General features: G+C 58.2%; 11 protein-coding genes and 1 pseudogene. 5 read left to right on the forward strand and 7 right to left on the reverse strand.

Translation table 11 applies throughout. The annotated features are described in order from the left end of the window. Window positions 1–849 precede the first annotated feature (849 nt). From GR328_RS19285 to GR328_RS19295, 3 genes are all read left to right on the forward strand, one after another. On the forward strand, window positions 850–1,503 hold the full coding sequence (locus tag GR328_RS19285) for an exopolysaccharide biosynthesis polyprenyl glycosylphosphotransferase (RefSeq protein ID WP_160886688.1): 654 nt from the start codon (window positions 850–852) through the stop codon (window positions 1,501–1,503). Window positions 1,504–1,884: 381 nt separating this feature from the next. Continuing rightward, window positions 1,885–2,871, forward strand: coding sequence for a hypothetical protein (locus tag GR328_RS19290; RefSeq protein ID WP_160886690.1), 987 nt, complete (start codon window positions 1,885–1,887; stop codon window positions 2,869–2,871). Between the two features lie 20 nt (window positions 2,872–2,891). Further along, entirely contained in the window at window positions 2,892–4,046 is a 1,155-nt protein-coding gene (locus GR328_RS19295; protein WP_160886692.1) for a glycosyltransferase, read from the forward strand. On the opposite strand, the gene GR328_RS19300 is transcribed toward GR328_RS19295, so the two are convergent. From GR328_RS19300 to GR328_RS19320, 5 genes are all read right to left on the reverse strand, one after another. Next, on the reverse strand, window positions 4,027–5,166 hold the full coding sequence (locus tag GR328_RS19300; protein ID WP_160886694.1) for a glycosyltransferase family 4 protein: 1,140 nt from the start codon (window positions 5,164–5,166) through the stop codon (window positions 4,027–4,029). The genes GR328_RS19295 and GR328_RS19300 overlap by 20 nt on opposite strands. Window positions 5,167–5,268: 102 nt before the next feature. After that, on the reverse strand, window positions 5,269–6,036 hold the full coding sequence (locus GR328_RS19305) for a hypothetical protein (RefSeq protein ID WP_205790143.1): 768 nt from the start codon (window positions 6,034–6,036) through the stop codon (window positions 5,269–5,271). Window positions 6,037–6,431: 395 nt separating this feature from the next. Further along, window positions 6,432–7,550, reverse strand: a complete 1,119-nt coding sequence (locus tag GR328_RS19310; RefSeq protein WP_246215983.1) for an acyl-CoA dehydrogenase family protein — start codon at window positions 7,548–7,550, stop codon at window positions 6,432–6,434. 30 nt (window positions 7,551–7,580) lie between these two features. Continuing rightward, entirely contained in the window at window positions 7,581–9,131 is a 1,551-nt protein-coding gene (locus GR328_RS19315; RefSeq protein WP_160886700.1) for an amino acid adenylation domain-containing protein, read from the reverse strand. A 69-nt stretch (window positions 9,132–9,200) separates the two neighbouring features. Then, window positions 9,201–9,467 (reverse strand): acyl carrier protein, encoded by a 267-nt coding sequence (locus GR328_RS19320; protein ID WP_205790144.1) that lies wholly within the window; start codon window positions 9,465–9,467, stop codon window positions 9,201–9,203. Between the two features lie 349 nt (window positions 9,468–9,816). Here GR328_RS19320 and GR328_RS19325 point away from each other — a divergent pair, with 349 nt between their 5' ends. Then, window positions 9,817–12,468 (forward strand): SGNH/GDSL hydrolase family protein, encoded by a 2,652-nt coding sequence (locus GR328_RS19325; RefSeq protein ID WP_160886702.1) that lies wholly within the window; start codon window positions 9,817–9,819, stop codon window positions 12,466–12,468. Next, window positions 12,469–13,425, forward strand: coding sequence for a glycosyltransferase family 2 protein (locus GR328_RS19330; protein WP_205790145.1), 957 nt, complete (start codon window positions 12,469–12,471; stop codon window positions 13,423–13,425). Between the two features lie 2 nt (window positions 13,426–13,427). On the opposite strand, the pseudogene GR328_RS19335 reads toward GR328_RS19330, so the two are convergent. After that, window positions 13,428–14,154 (reverse strand): annotated as a pseudogene (locus GR328_RS19335) (IS5 family transposase). An 893-nt stretch (window positions 14,155–15,047) separates the two neighbouring features. Continuing rightward, the gene (locus GR328_RS19340; protein WP_160886706.1) at window positions 15,048–15,710 is read right to left on the reverse strand and encodes a class I SAM-dependent methyltransferase; all 663 of its coding nucleotides are present in this window, start codon (window positions 15,708–15,710) and stop codon (window positions 15,048–15,050) included. Between the last annotated feature and the right edge of the window lie 235 nt (window positions 15,711–15,945).

Below are 15,945 nucleotides of genomic sequence, written 5' to 3' on the forward strand. Positions count from 1 at the left end.
CCCGCTGCTCCAGCTTAGCGAGGACAGGTTTAATTTAGCGGACGTTGCGGCTTGCGCTATGATCCTTGCCGCAATTGGCACAGGGCATCCCGATCCTGGTGGGGCTAACGTACCTGGCTAGGTGCCAGTATCCTGCACGGAAAATTATTTGCACGTTCATATGCCGCGTCGGGTGTACCTCAGGACCTTCTGGATATGTGGGAGAAGCTTCCCCGAGCCAACGGGCGTTCGCCGTGGGTTAGATGCCCACGCACGGCCGGTGCATGGCTCGGCTCAAGGCTTCGGTGCAGCACAGTGGCCTGGGGCAGGCCCGGTGACGCCAACCCTTCTCGCAATCAAACCGTGACATGGCGTAGCACAAAGCATGCTCGCAAGAAATCGAAGGACTAGAGCGCATCGCGTGAATTCTGGGGTTCGCCGCCGAGGTCTCTTGCTTTGCGAAGAGCAATGCGCCGCTTAAGCGATCGAGTATCAAATCGCTCCGAAAGCAAGGCCTATCTCCGGTCTGCCACCCGGAAATGCCCTTTAGCTCTTCCGATTGGGATCGGATGTAGTGGGGGCGCTTCATCGCACGGACCTAGGCCCGAGACCGCTAGTTTAGCGCGTGATGTGTGCTGCCGTTGGCAGACACCGCACCGTTGCTCTCGGCAAGGGATGCATTATAAAAACCGCCGGCACATTTGGCTTTACCAAGTGACGTACATAGTAGTGCTCAGGTAGGCCGAACAAGATCTTGCAACAGCGCGTTGGTATGACACGCTGCGTGCAGCGTTAGTGATGATTGTGTTGCGCGTTGGTCCGCTACTTCTCCACACTAGGAATTCGCACATCCGTGCCAGGAGGACCACCATGGCCATGCTTACGTCGAAGCTGACGGCTCCATACGAGTTCGAACGGCCGCTGCACTCGCGTCGGGAAGAACTGTACAGGCGCGCGTTCGATCTCGTCATTGCGACAGTGGCACTTATCCTCGTCCTACCTGCACTTATCGCTATTGCGGTCGCGATACGCGTCGATTCGCCTGGTCCGATCCTATTCAGGCAGACTCGAGGAGGGATCAATGGCCGTCCGTTTCGGATGTACAAATTCCGCACGATGACAGTTACCGAGGAGAACGGAGAGATCACTCAAGCCATACGTGGCGACCCGCGCGTCACACGCGTTGGGCGCCACCTTCGGCAAACGAGCCTTGATGAACTTCCACAACTAATCAATGTCATCCGGGGCGAGATGTCACTCGTCGGACCCCGTCCCCATGCTCTTCAACACGACATCGAGTTCAGCAAGCTCGTTGACGGATACGCGCTGAGAAGCCGCGTAAAGCCAGGCATCACGGGATGGGCGCAGATCCATGGCCTTCGTGGCGGGGTATCGACAATCGAAGCCATCCAACGACGCGTCGACCTCGACAACGAGTACGTCGCGCACCGCAATCTGCGTCTCGATATCCTGATCCTCATTCGGACGGGGCGTGAGGTGTTCCGCCAGACAAATGCGTATTAGGCCGGATCCACTTGCATTGGTTCCGATGTCGGAACGAATATATAGGAGAACTTCATGCCCATCTTGTCGCTCAGGTCAGCGGTAACGTATGGCACGAAGCCACTTTCCAGACTCCACGCCTGCATGCATCTCAGAGGAACGGATCTCGGCGCTGTACTGATGCGATCTCTTGCCGCTTTGGCGCTTGTCGCAGCCTGCGGCACTCAGTGCCTAGCGTTCGGCGAGGAGGTGCGAACCCTGCATATTGCACCGATACCGTCAGGATCGGGGAACGGCTCCGACTGGTCGAATGCCGGGGCGCTCAACCGGCTTCCCGAGTTCATCGCCAAACTTGCGCCCGGAGGCTCGGTTCTTCTGAAGGCGGATGATGGCCCCTATCGGGTGGATCGGCAGATCTCCATCCGGAACGGCGGTAGCGCGGGAGGGCGGATCACGATCCGTGGCGTGGATGCAAGCGGACGTATCGCGGATGCCGAAATTCTCGGGTCGCGCGCCGCCCCCTGGGAGCCGAATGCGCATCCAGGCTCGGAGGTCTTTCGCCTCCGAACGGGGGCCGACTACCTCGTCTTCAGGAATATCTCCTTTCGCAACACAGGTGATGGCAGCTTCCGGGTGGCGGGCCGCATCCGCGGTCTTCACATCGAAGACGTATCCGCGCAGAATGTCCGGCGCTTCTTTGAAGTCAATCCGGGCGGCGCGGAACAAAGCGCGAGTGTAGACGATCTGACCATCAGGCGGGTGTCGGTTCGGGGCTATTCCAAGGGAGCATTTCGCATCCGCGGCGATTCAAGTAATATCGTAATAGAGGACGTTCTTGGCGATAGCGAACGTCAGGATGGCGACAATTTCGCAATCGGTGTCGCCCTGGAGGGTACGGCCCACAACATCGTTCTTCGGCGCGTGACGATGATGAACAGTCACGACAGCAGGAACGAGTACTGGAACGGTGACGGATTCACTACCGAGCGCGGAGTCCGCAACGTCAGGTTTGAAGAAACGATAGCGTCTGGTTCTACCGATGGCGGCTATGATCTCAAGTCGTCCGCGACGGTGTTGCAACGTCCTGTTGCCTACGACAACAAGCGCAACTACCGCATCTGGGGCGATGCCATGATCGTCGATTGCGTCAGCCACGATCCGCACAAGCGCGGTGGGAGCGGTCTGCAGGACCACTTTTGGATTGCAAAAGGTGCGCGTGCAGAAGTTTCAGGATGCGAGATCGAGGATTTCGATGAACAGACCACGGTCTTTGAGGTTGAATCCGGAGGGTCCCTCATCGTCCAGAACTCATCGATCAAGACGAATCCAAGTGGGAGATTGTCATTGGTCCGTGAGGGCGGTCATCTCCAAATCACGTCCGGTCAGTAGCTGTCAGATCGAGGTCCGCCGTGAAGATCTGTGTTCTTGGCCTCAGAGGCATACCTCGTGTCAGCGGGGGCATCGAGATGCACTGCGAGCAGCTCATCCCACGACTGAAGAAGCGGCGGCCGGAAGATCAGTTCATTGTCATCGGTCGCAGGTCCTACTGCCCTAAGGGCGTCTCGGAATTCGATGGTGTACGGATTGTGGCGCTGGCTCACGCGAGAGGAAAATACCTCGAAGCGATATCGAATGCCCTGGTTGGTCTCCTGTATGCCAGGTTCCGGTTTCATGCTGAACTCCTCCACATCCACGCGATCGGTCCGGCCTTGGTCGCTCCGCTGGCAAAGATGATGGGCATGAAGGTGCTTGTGACCCACCACGGCGCCGATTATAATCGGGCGCGTTGGAACGTGTGCGCCAAGGCGGTCCTGCGCGTCGGCGAGTTCTGCGCCGTCTATTTCGCGGATCATATCATTGCCGTGTCCCCGTCCGCCGCGGATCACTTGAGACGCCAATACCGGTTGCCTTCGTCGCACATCTCGTTCATACCCAACGGCTCAAATCACATGGCGGGGGCCGAAGCGGCTGAGGACGTGAGCGGAGCGATACTGTCACGGTACAGGCTCAAGCGCTATGACTATGTCATAACCGTCGGGCGTCTTGTGCCGGAGAAGGGGATCGAGACACTCATTCACGCATATCGAAGCATCCCTCGTCCATCGAACCTCGTCATCGTTGGGGGATCCTCGTCCGAAGATCGATATGCCGAATACCTCCACCGCGAGTCTGATGAGCGGGTTATCTTCACTGGTGCCCTCTGTCCCGCCGATATTCGCGTCCTTCTGGCGAATGCCGCGTTGTTCGTCCTTGCCTCCCGGCATGAGGGCCTAGCCATCGCCGCATTGGAAGCCACAGCGTCGGGGTGCCCGACTCTCCTAAGCGACATTCCAGCCAACCTCGATCTCGGCCTGCCAATGATAAATTACTTCAAGGCCGGCGACGAGGAGGACCTTCGAAGAAGGCTGTCCGCACCGCATCAGTCGTATTCCGTCCCGTCGAAGAGTTTCCTCCGCAACTACGATTGGGACAAGATCAGCGATGAGACAAGCGCTTTGTACGAGGCATTGGGTCGGAGGCCAGCGGAGAGCGTACTGAGCGCGCTCATGCCTTGGCTCCGCTGATACTGCGATACACATTCATGATTCTGGCGGCATGCGATCGTGGCGAGAGTTCCTCGGCTACCTTCCGGCGGGCCTCAAGAGACAGGATAAAGTCTTCGGGAGCAGCGAGGACGCGCATGGCCTCCTCTGCGAACTTGTCGGCCGTGGCCTGAGACCCAACCAGGAGCCCACCCGACCAGCGGGCCACAATTTCGGAGTGCCCGGCATCGTCTGTTGCAACGAAGGGAACGCCGAGAAGCAGAGCCTCCACGAGTGTTCGGCCAAAGGGCTCCCCGAGGGCCGGAGCAAGCAAGATGTCAAGGGTCGCGATGTTCATCTCGGGTGGCGACCGGAAGCCCGCCAGAACTAGCCTGTCTGCGATCCCAAGGTCTGCAGCGCGTTTCTCCAGATCGCGGCCTTGGAAATCGCGCTCGCGGCCAAAGATGACGAATCGAGCACGGGATTCCCGTGCTGCGATGACCGCACAAACGTCAAGGAAGTAGTCGGGCCGCTTCCGAAACTGGAAGTTGCCGATGAACCCGATGAGAATCGGCTCCGCATCGCCTGACGTGTGAGGGTGGAATTCCATCCGCCGTCCTTCGGGGGGCTTGAGCATGGGATCCGGAAAGGGATTGAGAATGCACGTGACGCGTTCCTCCGGAAGAAATCGAAGATTGCGCCGGCAGGGGTCCGATATGGTGATGATGCCGTGCGATTGCCGCACAAGCACCCGATCAAGCCAGCGCATCCGCAGGAGCGCTCGATGGTGATAGACGAGCGGCAACCCAAGCATCCGCCCCACGATGCCCCATGATTGAAGGCTCCAGATGTCGTTGCAATGAACGATGGCGTCTGGCCCATAAGACTTCAGCGTCCGCAGGCGACGGGACACCTTCGCGATGTCGGCGGCAAAATCGCGGGCCTTCGCCGGGGCGTCTCCGGTAGAGTGCACCTCAAGGTCCATCTCGGCGGCTTGTCGCGCGACATTCGAGGCTAGCGGTGCGAGAACGACACACTTAACGCCATGGTGTGCTTCTAAGGATCGAGCAAGGTGGAAGGTCGATATATGACTTCCTCCCACGGTCGAGCCTGTGAATGGAAACAGGATCGGTCCGAAATTTGCATTTGTCTCGGATGTCATTGGCGCTCACGGAGTCGGCCCCTTGATCATGATCCAAGTCGACATATGCTCCGGGGCTCGGTTCGGGCACTCCCGGTCAGATAGTTCGCACATAGTAATACTCTAAAACTGCGGATATCCATATCTTTGCGCGATCGCGTCGACTTGCCGGTCGTTCATGTTTCCCAGGAGGTTACTGCGGAAAAGCGCGGTCCTCTGTGACCCAGGCCAGTCCCACAGACCTTCGGACTGCTGAATTTTTCTGTAGGTGCTGCCAGCGCGTCTCCCCATCCAGTACAGCCAAATGTCGTCGGCTTGCGGGCAGAGTTCAAGAAACGCTACTTCATTGGTGACTTCAGGGGACAACGCTCCAGGCGGGTAGAGAATGCCTCCGCGCCCTATCGGAAACGTCGTCGTCGCGTCTCTCGGCTCAACGAGATAGGGCCATCGTTCATAAGGCTGCAATCTTCCCTGATCATCGAGCCGGATCTCACGTGCCTGGCAGCAGACGATCAGGCCCGTTTGTCCTGAGGAAGCCAGTGCCAAGTCTTCCAGCCAGTGTGGCCCGTAATAGACGTCGTCGTCAGCCGTCACAATGAAGGCATCGGGAAACATCCTGACAGCCGGAATGATTTTCTTGAACGATTTGATGTCGTCGGTGGGGCGGATCTCCAAGCCGTATGAAGTGAGCCGGCGCACGGCCTCTGGAATTTCGGGTTCGTCATTATGCGACACCCAAAGAATGATACGGTCTGGTTTGACGGTCTGGCATAGCAAAGATCTCAGCGTTAGAGGAAGAATAGCGTAGCGGGGAGGATATGAGGTCAGGGATACGACAAGCTCTCCTGGAAGGGGATGCTGTCGGCCACTGATCGTGATCCGCCATGCCATCGCGCTCCGCGTCGCGGCAGACCGGATAGTCAATGCCAATCGGTTCAGGCGCCATTGCACTCTCTTGAGATGACGCGAGACTAGCGCATCAGGCGGAAACGCAGGTCCGCGCCAGCGATGAGCGAATCCGGCTTTCATCTCTGAACTATCCTCCAGGCTTCGGGCGCGATCCGACGCCGTTTCCACTGAGGGCTCCTCCCATGTCACATCCGCCGGAAAGCAGTTGACTACCGAAGGCGGGCAGAGACGCCGGTGAGACGTTCATCCGCCTGATCTCGCTTATGCTCATCTGGGCACGCGGGCCTGGGAATCATCTGGAGAACAAAGTCCACCCATCCTGCACAAATCGATGCTCTTCAATCCACCTATCGCGTGCCACTTTGTGAATGACGGCTCTATAGGCCAAGCATAGACGCCACGAGCACCCGTTGAATCTCAGAAGTTCCCGAGTACAGCCGGCTGCCCAGCGCATCGCGCAACTCACGTTCAACCTCCGATTCCACCATGTAGCCGTAGCCGCCGTGTATCTGGATGGCGTCCTCCGCACACCGTATCCAGTTCTCGCTGATCGTGAGCTTCGCCAAAGCCGCTTCGAGATAGACGTTTCGCCCCTTAGCACTAAGCCATGCCGTCCGATAAAGCGCGGCTTGGGCTTGATCGACGCGCATCTTCATATCTACGATCTTGCTTCCCACCAACTGGAACTTGCCAATGGATTGGCCGAATTGCTTCCGGTCTCTCGCATAGCGGATCGATATGTCGAGCAGACGCTGCATCGCTCCGACGGCATTGGAAAGGATGCAGGCGCGTTCCCAGTTCATGGAATGCATAAAAAGGCTCTGGCCGGCACCCTCCCGCCCAAGGCGGTTCTCGGCCGGAACCTCGCAATCGTCGAAGAACAGTTCAGCCATCGGGGACGTGCGAAGACCCATTTTCTCGAGAGGACGCCCAACTCGAAAGCCTGGGTAGTTTTTCTCGACAAGAAAGCCGCAGATCCCATTCGACCCGGCCGATCGATCGAGGGTGGCATATACTACGATGAGGTCCGCAACATTGCCGTTGGAAACAAAGGTTTTGCTGCCATTCAGCACATAACGGCTGCCGCGCCGTTCCGCCGTCGTCCGGAGGCTGTATGCGTCTGATCCCGAGCCGGGCTCCGTCATTGCGTTTCCACCGATCAGAGTACCGTTGCAGAGGTCAGGCAGGTATTTGCGCTTCTGCGGCTCCGATCCGAAATCGAGCAGTGGGACCTCGACCGTCCACATGTGGGCATTGATCGAGAACACCAAGCCATTGTCCCTGCATCCATAGCCAAGGTTCTCGAGCACTCCCACCGTCGTGAGTGGATCGGCCCCCATCCCACCGTAATCCGCTGGGACGGGTAGGCCGTGAATCCCAAACTTGGCACATTTGAGCCAGCCGTCACGGCTGAACTCGCCCCGTTTGTCCCGCTCCTTCAGGCCGACGTTCAACTCGTCACGGGCAAAGCTCTTGACAGCCTCCCGCAATTGCATCTGCTCATCTGACCAGGCAAAATCCACGGATCAGCTCCTGCTCCAACTTTTAAGGGTCTGGTAGTCAATCTTATCGGTTGAGGTCTTGGGAAGCGAGGAATGGAAACTGAATCGGTCTGGAATCATGTAGATCGGAATGTGCTCGGAACAGAACGTCTTCATGTCTATCAACGACAAGGGCTTTCCCTGCTTTGACACAATATGCGCATGGACCCTCATTCCGACGCTGTCGTCCGCCAATGCGACAACGGCAGCTTCCCGAATGTCTGGATGGCGATAGAGGCACACCTCGATTTCGCCCAGTTCGACACGGAAGCCCCGCTTCTTGATCATTCTGTCCTTCCGACCGAGGTAAACGAGATTGCCATCCCCCTCCTCGCGAACGATGTCTCCGGTCCGGTAATATCTCCTACCGTTCACCTCGACGAAACACCGCTGTGATTGCTCCGGCAGGTTCCAGTAACCTCTCGTTACCGCTGGCCCATGGATGCACAGCTCGCCCTCCGTTGCCTCGCTCATCTCGGTTCCATCCGCCTGAACGAGGATACCCTCAAGATGCGAGCAGACCCTACCAATCGGTACGGGCTCCATTTGATCGGCCGGAATGGGCGTTGGCACTTGGTAGTATGTGCAGACATTCGTTTCGGTCGGGCCGTACAAGTTGAAGTATTGCGGGTGCGGCCAGTATGTTGTCAGCAGCTTCAGGTGATTGATAGGGAATACTTCGCCAGCGAACAGAACCAGCCTCAGCGCCGAGTAGTCGCGGGTGTCAAGGTATCCAAACTGGGCCATAAGGCTCAGGATCGACGGAGCTGAGTACCAGACCGTGATCCGATGATCTGCTATCAGCTGAGCGAGTTCATAAGGCTGTTTCCCAACCTCTTCACTGATGATGAGCAAGGTTCCGCCATGCTTCACGGAACCGAAGATGTCGAAGACCGATAAGTCGAAATGGAACGGAGCGTGGGACGAAAACCTATCCGATGACGTGAGAGAAAAGGTTCTCGCACACCACTCGATGAAACTCGACGCATTCTCATGCGTGAGCTGGACGCCCTTTGGCTTTCCGGTGGACCCGGAAGTATAAAGGATGAAAGCCAGATCGTGCGCCCCGACTGGAGATACGGTGAGTGACGTCCCTGCCCCGACGTTATGGGTGAGCGCGTCTCCCACCCATTTTCTGCCTCCCGCCTCATCGATATCCAGAATGGCAGGATGCCAACCTTCGTCGCCGTGTACTTCAAGCATCGGCTTGAAGCGCTCCTCAATCACGATGGCCGCTACCCGGCAATCGGCGAGGATGTAGTTGTTGCGCGCGGCTGGTCCGGTCGGATCGATTGGAACATACGCAGCCCCAGCCTTCAGGATTGCAAACAGTGTCACGACAGCGTCGGCAGACTTATGAAGCCAGAATCCGACACGATCGCCGGGCTGAACGCCGATGCTGGCCAATCGATCTCGCAGCCGACTAGATTGGGCATCGAGATCCTCATAGGTTATGGAACTGCCGTCGAGCTCCTGGATTGCGACCTTACTAGGCCAGCGCTGTGCGGCATCGAGAAGATATTGATGAAGTTTCATCTGACAGATCCTCCGGTGCACGACTTCACGCCTTGTGCGGAACAGTGGGCCACTTCCAAGCCCGATGCCCTAGCGCACGAGCGAACGCTTTGAGGCGACGAGCGCACAAATCGACTGCAGCGTATTCAGGTGCTCCTCGTCGACCTCATGGGCATTGACCGGGATGTCGAACTCACGCTCGATGAATGCAACCAGTTTTAGCATCGCCAAGGAGTCAAGGATGCCCGTGGATACCAGCGGCGTGCTCGGCGTAAGGTGCCCTGGATCCTCCCCTGGAAGGAACTCGACAAGGATGTAGTCCTTAAGGATGGACATCGTGGCGCTCTGATCTGTCATGAAGGCTGCTCCATTTGGCTCGCAGCGACAAATGATCTGCACTGTTCCTAATTCTAGCGAGATCTCCTTCAAAGACTAGTGCATCGTTTCCAAAAGCGGACTTAGCGTGGGGTTGTCGCTCTGAGAGGCGCGCAAGTTGCCAGGATGGCGCCGCCTGAACCGCCCGATAGCTAGTTTAGCATTCATCCCCAACTGGACCTTTCACGGTGGCGAGGTCAAAGATCGTCAGGACTACAAAATTAGATCGTCGTGTCGCCCCCCAACCGGGCTCCACTTCTGATATCGATGCTCTAACTGGCATTCACGGGAACCGGACGACCGGGGACGACGTATAATGGAGGCCACAACGGTGGAGACTCCTTTCACATCAGTGCGCTCGGCGCAGTCACCCGAAGTTGATAATGTCCTTGCCGGGAGTTCGCCTTCCAAGGAGGCCAGCGCCTTCGAGGCTTACTGGGAGCAGGTACGCCAGGATCTGACATTCCGGCGTCTTCTGAGGCTCGGAGTCATCGTCGTAGAACTCGCCCTCGTCGCGGTCGCGGTCCGGCTTCTCAATGTCGAGAGCCCCGCCTTCGAGGCCGTACTCACGCTGGCGCTCGGCGGCTTTCTCATCCATCACTTTCTACCCGCATCGTACCGGATTTTCTTCTTCGCAGCTCTATCAGTAGCCACCGTACCGCTTGTCTTTGGGTGGCAGGCTGGCACATGGCTGCTCGCATTCGGAGGCATGCTGATCGCGCTGTGCCACGTACCCGTCGCGTTTCACGTGCGGATTGTGCTGATCGCCGCCCTCGCGCTTGCGCTGGCTCTCGCGCGCAAGCAGGTATTTCCAGTATTCGATGAAATTCCACCCACGATCTGGCCGATCTTGGGATCGATGTTCATGTTTCGGTTGATCGTCTACCTTTATGACCTCAAGCACGAGGCCGCACCTTTCAGCGCGAGTCGCGCCGTGGCTTACTTCTTCATGCTGCCGAGCGTGTGCATGCCGCTCTTTCCGGTCGTCGACTACAAGACCTTCCAGCGCAGTTTCTACAATACAGATCCCTTGCGTCTGTACCAGACGGGCGTGAAGTGGATCCTTCGAGGATTGATCCACCTGACTCTTTACAAAGCAGTGTACTTCCTAGCTGTGGTTGAACCAGGATCCGTCGTCAACGGAGCTGGTGCGGCGAGGTATATGGCCTCGACGTTCCTGCTGTATCTGAAGATTTCCGGCCTGTTCCACATCGTCGTCGGGCTACTTCATCTGTACGGGTTCGGCCTTGCAGAAACTCATCATTTTTACTTGTTTTCATCGAGCTTCACCGACTTCTGGCGCCGCATCAATATCTACTGGAAAGAATTCATCCAGAAAATCGTCTTCAATCCTGCATATTTCCGCCTACGCAAAAGAGGCGAGACGTTCGCCGTCGCGACCGCGACCCTGATTGCCTTCGGAGCGACCTGGCTTCTCCACTCCTACCAGTGGTTCTGGATCAGGGGCGATTTCCCAATCGTGTGGGCCGACATCGTGTTCTGGTTCGGATTGGGGCTGGTTGTCCTGGCCAATGTTCTGCTGGAATCCCGAAAGGGGCGCCAGAGGACCCTGGCCAAGCCTGTACGAACATTTCGGGACGATGCGGTGCTTGCCGCGAAGACGGCGGGCACGTTCGCGGCGATCTGCGTGCTCTGGACCATTTGGAGCACGCCCAATGTGGCGGAACTCACAGCCCTTTGGCGAGGCGTTCTCAATTCCGGCCCATTCGATGTCCTGATTCTCCTCGGCATCCCGGCAGCCATCGGCGTCCTAGGTGCCGTTTTTCGGAACAGGAAACGCGAGACGGCCGGATCGGACGCCAGTGACGACGACAGGAGATTCATGGTTCAGGCCGGGGCCGTGACGCTCACAGCCGGCCTCCTCATCGTCATCGCCCTCCATCCGTCTCTGCTCCAGCCGGCATCGCCGACCCTCGCGAAACTGATCACCGATCTCCGTGACCGCAACCAACTGAATGCGTCCGACGAAATGAAAATGGTGCGGGGATATTATGAGGATCTTGGCGATGCTGGTCGGTTCAACCATGAACTGGGCATGATGTTCGGAGTGGCACCTGCGGACTGGAAGGGATCAGTACCGGTCTTGGAGACCCATGATGCCATCGAGGCGCAGTTCGTTCCCTCGACGGCAACAGTCGCGACCGGAACGATTCGTACGATCAACAGCATTGGGCTGCGCGATCGTGAGTACCCACGCAATCATGATTCCGGAACCTTCCGGATCGGTCTCGTCGGCTCGTCCCATGACATGGGTTGGGGCGTGAGAGATGATGAGACATATGAGAACGTTGTCGAGGATCGACTGAACCGAGAGTTGGGCCCTGTAACCGGAAAGAAGTTCGAAATCATGAACTTCTCGTTCAGAGGGTATGGCCCGACCCAGAAGCTCGCTGTGATCGAGCAACGTATGTTCCCGTATCGCCCAGACCTCGTCTTGTACGTTGCGAATACGACCGAGTTTCTCTGGATGTTCAAGTCAGCATCGAAGCTCGCTCAATATGCTCTTCTCGATCAATTTCCCTATGTGGAGGAGGCGATCATACGGGCAGGCCTCAATCCCGCGATGCTTCCCACGAATGATATTCTCACGCACAAACTGGCGCCCTTTGCAGAAGATGCCCTCTTGGCGTTGCTACGCAGGTTCGGTGAGGGAACGCTCGCGCGCGGCGCCCAGCCAGCGCTTGTTCTGCTTGAAATCCCTAAGGACGGCAGGACCCGCAAACCGGAGTTCGACCGCTTGGTGAGCATCGGACGGGCGGCAGGACTTCCCATTCTTGATCTTCAGGGATCCTTTGCGAAGGTCCGCGACCGCCAATCACTCTGGGTCGCGCCGTGGGACAATCATAGCAATGCGGATGGGCACCGCCTGCTCGCAGATCGTCTCTACGCCCTTCTGATTCAACAGCAGCTGGTTCCCACGAAACCTTCGGGCAATCGCCCTCGCATCCAAAGCGCGAGATAGATGACCGCGACAGGCGAATCGATGACCCTAGACTGCAGGCGCGGCCACGCGAGCCCAGCGGATGGCGGGCGCCCGGCACGCGTCTCATTGATCATCCCGGTTTACCGGATGGAGGAGGAACTGCGTCATTGTCTGGAATGCCTTGCCAAGCAAACCTATGGCGATTTCGAAGTCGTGGTTGTCGACAACGAACCTTCGGCGGACGGCGGCGTCAGCTCGGGAGTCAGGGCGATCATCTCCGAATTTGCGGACGCGGGCCTGCGGGTGCACGGCATTGAATGTTGCCAACCCGGTTCCTATCATGCGCGCAATGCCGGCGTCTTGAACTCGCACAGTGAACTGATCGCGTTCACGGACGCCGATTGCCAACCGTTGCCGGAATGGCTCGAGGCAGCGGTGGAAGCCTGGGACACAAACGCTCATCCAGGTGTGGTATCGGGTCCGGTGGCGCTCTATCCGGCAGACGGGGGCCCAATCTCTCTTTACGAGATGCGGTTCAGCTATCTCGGGTTTGTCAGCGACAGGAGTGACTCATTCGTGACCGCCAATTGGCTCATCTCCCGAGAGATCTTTGTCGCGGTGGGTGCCTTTGACGCTTCGCTGCGATCTGGTGCTGACGCGGATCTTTCAAGACGTATCAACGCTGCTGGCCATCGCCGGATCTATGCTCCAAATGCCATCGTGCGGCATCCTACGCGGGCTACCCTTGAAGAGCTTCTGAGGAAGCACCGTCGCACAATCGGTGGAGCCTGGAACCGCACTCCGAGGCACCTGAGGACCCTGCGCGTACTGAGGCATGTCCTCAAACGCGGGTGGTCGCGCTACCGCGATCTGCGACAGTCGCGATCTGGCGAGACGGAACCTGTGGCAGGACTGGTCAGGGTGCAGCGTGCTATAACGGCAGCCGAGATTCGAGAGACTATCCGCCTCGCTTGTGGGGGCGAGCCTGAGCGCTAGGATCAGGACACATAGCCGGAAAGCGATGATTGCGGCAATGTGGATGGCGCGAGGTAGTTTTCAGCCGGCTTGTCGTACCGGATAGCAATCCGGCAGTCCTTAGGCAGCAGATCGTGCGCTCGATGCGGACACGGCCGTGATAGAGTTCGCTGTCGAAAGGATGGTGGCACTTCCGGGTCGGATTGTTCGGGATAATCGGAAGAGTGATGCGCTCCGGCAGGAATTGGCGCAAGCCATCGTTGTCCTAAGCCGCATACGCGATGCACAGGCGGGGCGCCAGCCGGCTGCCGATGAGGGAGAGCGCCACGCGCGCATCGCCGCGCTGGCCGGAACCAGTTCGACGGCGACCCGTCGGCCTTGGGCGTCGCGGCCATATGGATCAAGGTTGTGCGTCCGCCGCGCAAGCGCCCGATGGCCTGCTCCTCTGCCCCCCTTTACCGCCGCCGGCACAGCGATGCGCCTTAGCGTGCGCGGAATCGAGCAGCGGAACAGCCGCTGGGCCGCCGGCACGGGCGAGCCCTCGAACACCGTGCGCCAGACGCCCCGCGCGGCCGAGCGCAAGAGGGTCTTGCGCGGGCCGAAGACCGGCGGGGCATCCACCCAGCGCGCTCCTGAGCGCAGCACCTGCACGATACCGGAGCTCACCCGCGGCACACCGTGCGTGTCTGTGGACAGAAGCGGCGCAAGGAGGGCAAACTGCTCGTCCCTCAACCAGAACAGATCGGTCATGGCCCGGCTCCTCACATCAGGAGCCACAAGACCTATCAGCCAGTGAAGGGCTCTTTTCGGGACCGGACCCTAGAGCATTCTTCGGCGAAGTTGATCCGGCTCACCGGCAGAGAATGGTGCGACCTAAAGAACAAAGATTCCCCGCAAGTGGAAACAGCTAGTGGTGAGAAAGGTGCTCCGGGGCGGGGTTACCGCTCCAACGGGCCACGGAAAGCGGCGGCAGATCACGACAAAGCAAGGTGTCCGACTCTTCGACGTCTTCGCGAGGATCGGGCCTTAATCCATTTTACCGTCTAGACTGGATTCGTCCCTTGAACCGCCTCCTGCCGCTTCGATCTCGTACTGGCGCACGATTCGCTCATCTCCATCGGGGATGCGCCTAATGTGGTAGAGCGGAACGCCGTCTGCGGTAGGCGAAAGCAGGCTGACGATGATGAAGGTTCCGCGTGGCATGTTGCACAGAGGCGACTCCTTTGCCTGGACCTGTTGGCCAATCGTGAACGCATGTGTCGGCATAGGATCGCCCTCCAAAAGAGAATTGCACGCACTAGCGCTGCCACGATGCTGGTGAAAGCGGCAAATGTCGGCAAACCAGCTCTGACCGAGCCTTCCCAGTAAAGATCTTAAACGGCTGGTCTCATTGCGATGATCGCAAGGAGCCGAATAGTCAAGCCTACCGGCCGTTGATCCGATATACAGCAATACACTGCTCATGCGGATGGTTCGGCATTCAGGCAAGCCTTGTCTCTTCTAGTTTAGCGTCCTGGGTTGCTTGCCCGCCAACGATAGGGAATTCGAGGGTCATTGGTCTTCACGGACTGCCAGCGACCGAACCAGATCTGTCGCCCAGACATGGAAGCAGTGATCACGATCGGGTCTTTCCGCATGATGCGCTAGCCACGACGTAGGCTGAAACTTAGGTGGCCATCCGGCGCAAGAGACAGGGCGTCGAAAATCCAGCACCGTGCAAGACAGAATTCGTGGACGGCACGGATGACGCCATAAGGATTCCCTGTCACGGCGTTACCCTCACAGTAATCGTGACCGGCAATTCTACCATGAGGCTTGACGAGCGGCTCGCATTGAGCAAGCTCCTCCGCAGTCAGCGCATAAGCATGAGTTGTATCGATGTAGGCCAAGTCCAGGGATTCAGGCTCAAACATCTTTAAAACGTCTGTCGAGTAACCCCTTCGTATCTTGACCCGCCCTGACTTTATGTCCTCGGCGAACCTTGAGGATACGCGCTCAAGCCCCGAGGCGAACCGTGACGTATGCCAGGCGTCCACCAAGTAGAGACAGCCGGGTTTGCACACCCGCAGGAAAGCCTCCGAGAAATCGCCATTGGCGACTCCGATCTCGGCGATGATGCTGCCTTTCGGGATTGTCGTCAGCCAGACTTCACGGCTCGGGAACACTCGGCACCCGGAAACGTGCTTGGCCAGAAGTTCCGGTGCTCGTGTAGAAAGCACCGCTGCTCCTGCTGGCGGTTTCGACCTGACAATGTCGAACCCGAGACGGCGAAGCGGTATGCGAAGAGTGTTACTGAGCACCCTCATGGCGCCCTCCATCGACGTCAGCTGATTCAACGAGGTTGCACCTAGCGCGTCGCGCGGAAAAGTGGACTCAGCTACCCCCACCAAACGATGCGCAAGTTAAGCGCTTGAGCATCCGACCCAAAAATTGAGGGTCACTTCACATCCGATGCTCCAGTCTGGGAAAGACACTTCACCACGTCTATGGAACAGACCTGAAGCCTTCGGAGGGTGTCGCACTCGCCTATGGAACGTCGCC

The organism is Microvirga makkahensis (genome assembly GCF_009830105.1).
GTDB classification, from domain to species: Bacteria; Pseudomonadota; Alphaproteobacteria; order Rhizobiales; family Beijerinckiaceae; genus Microvirga; species Microvirga makkahensis.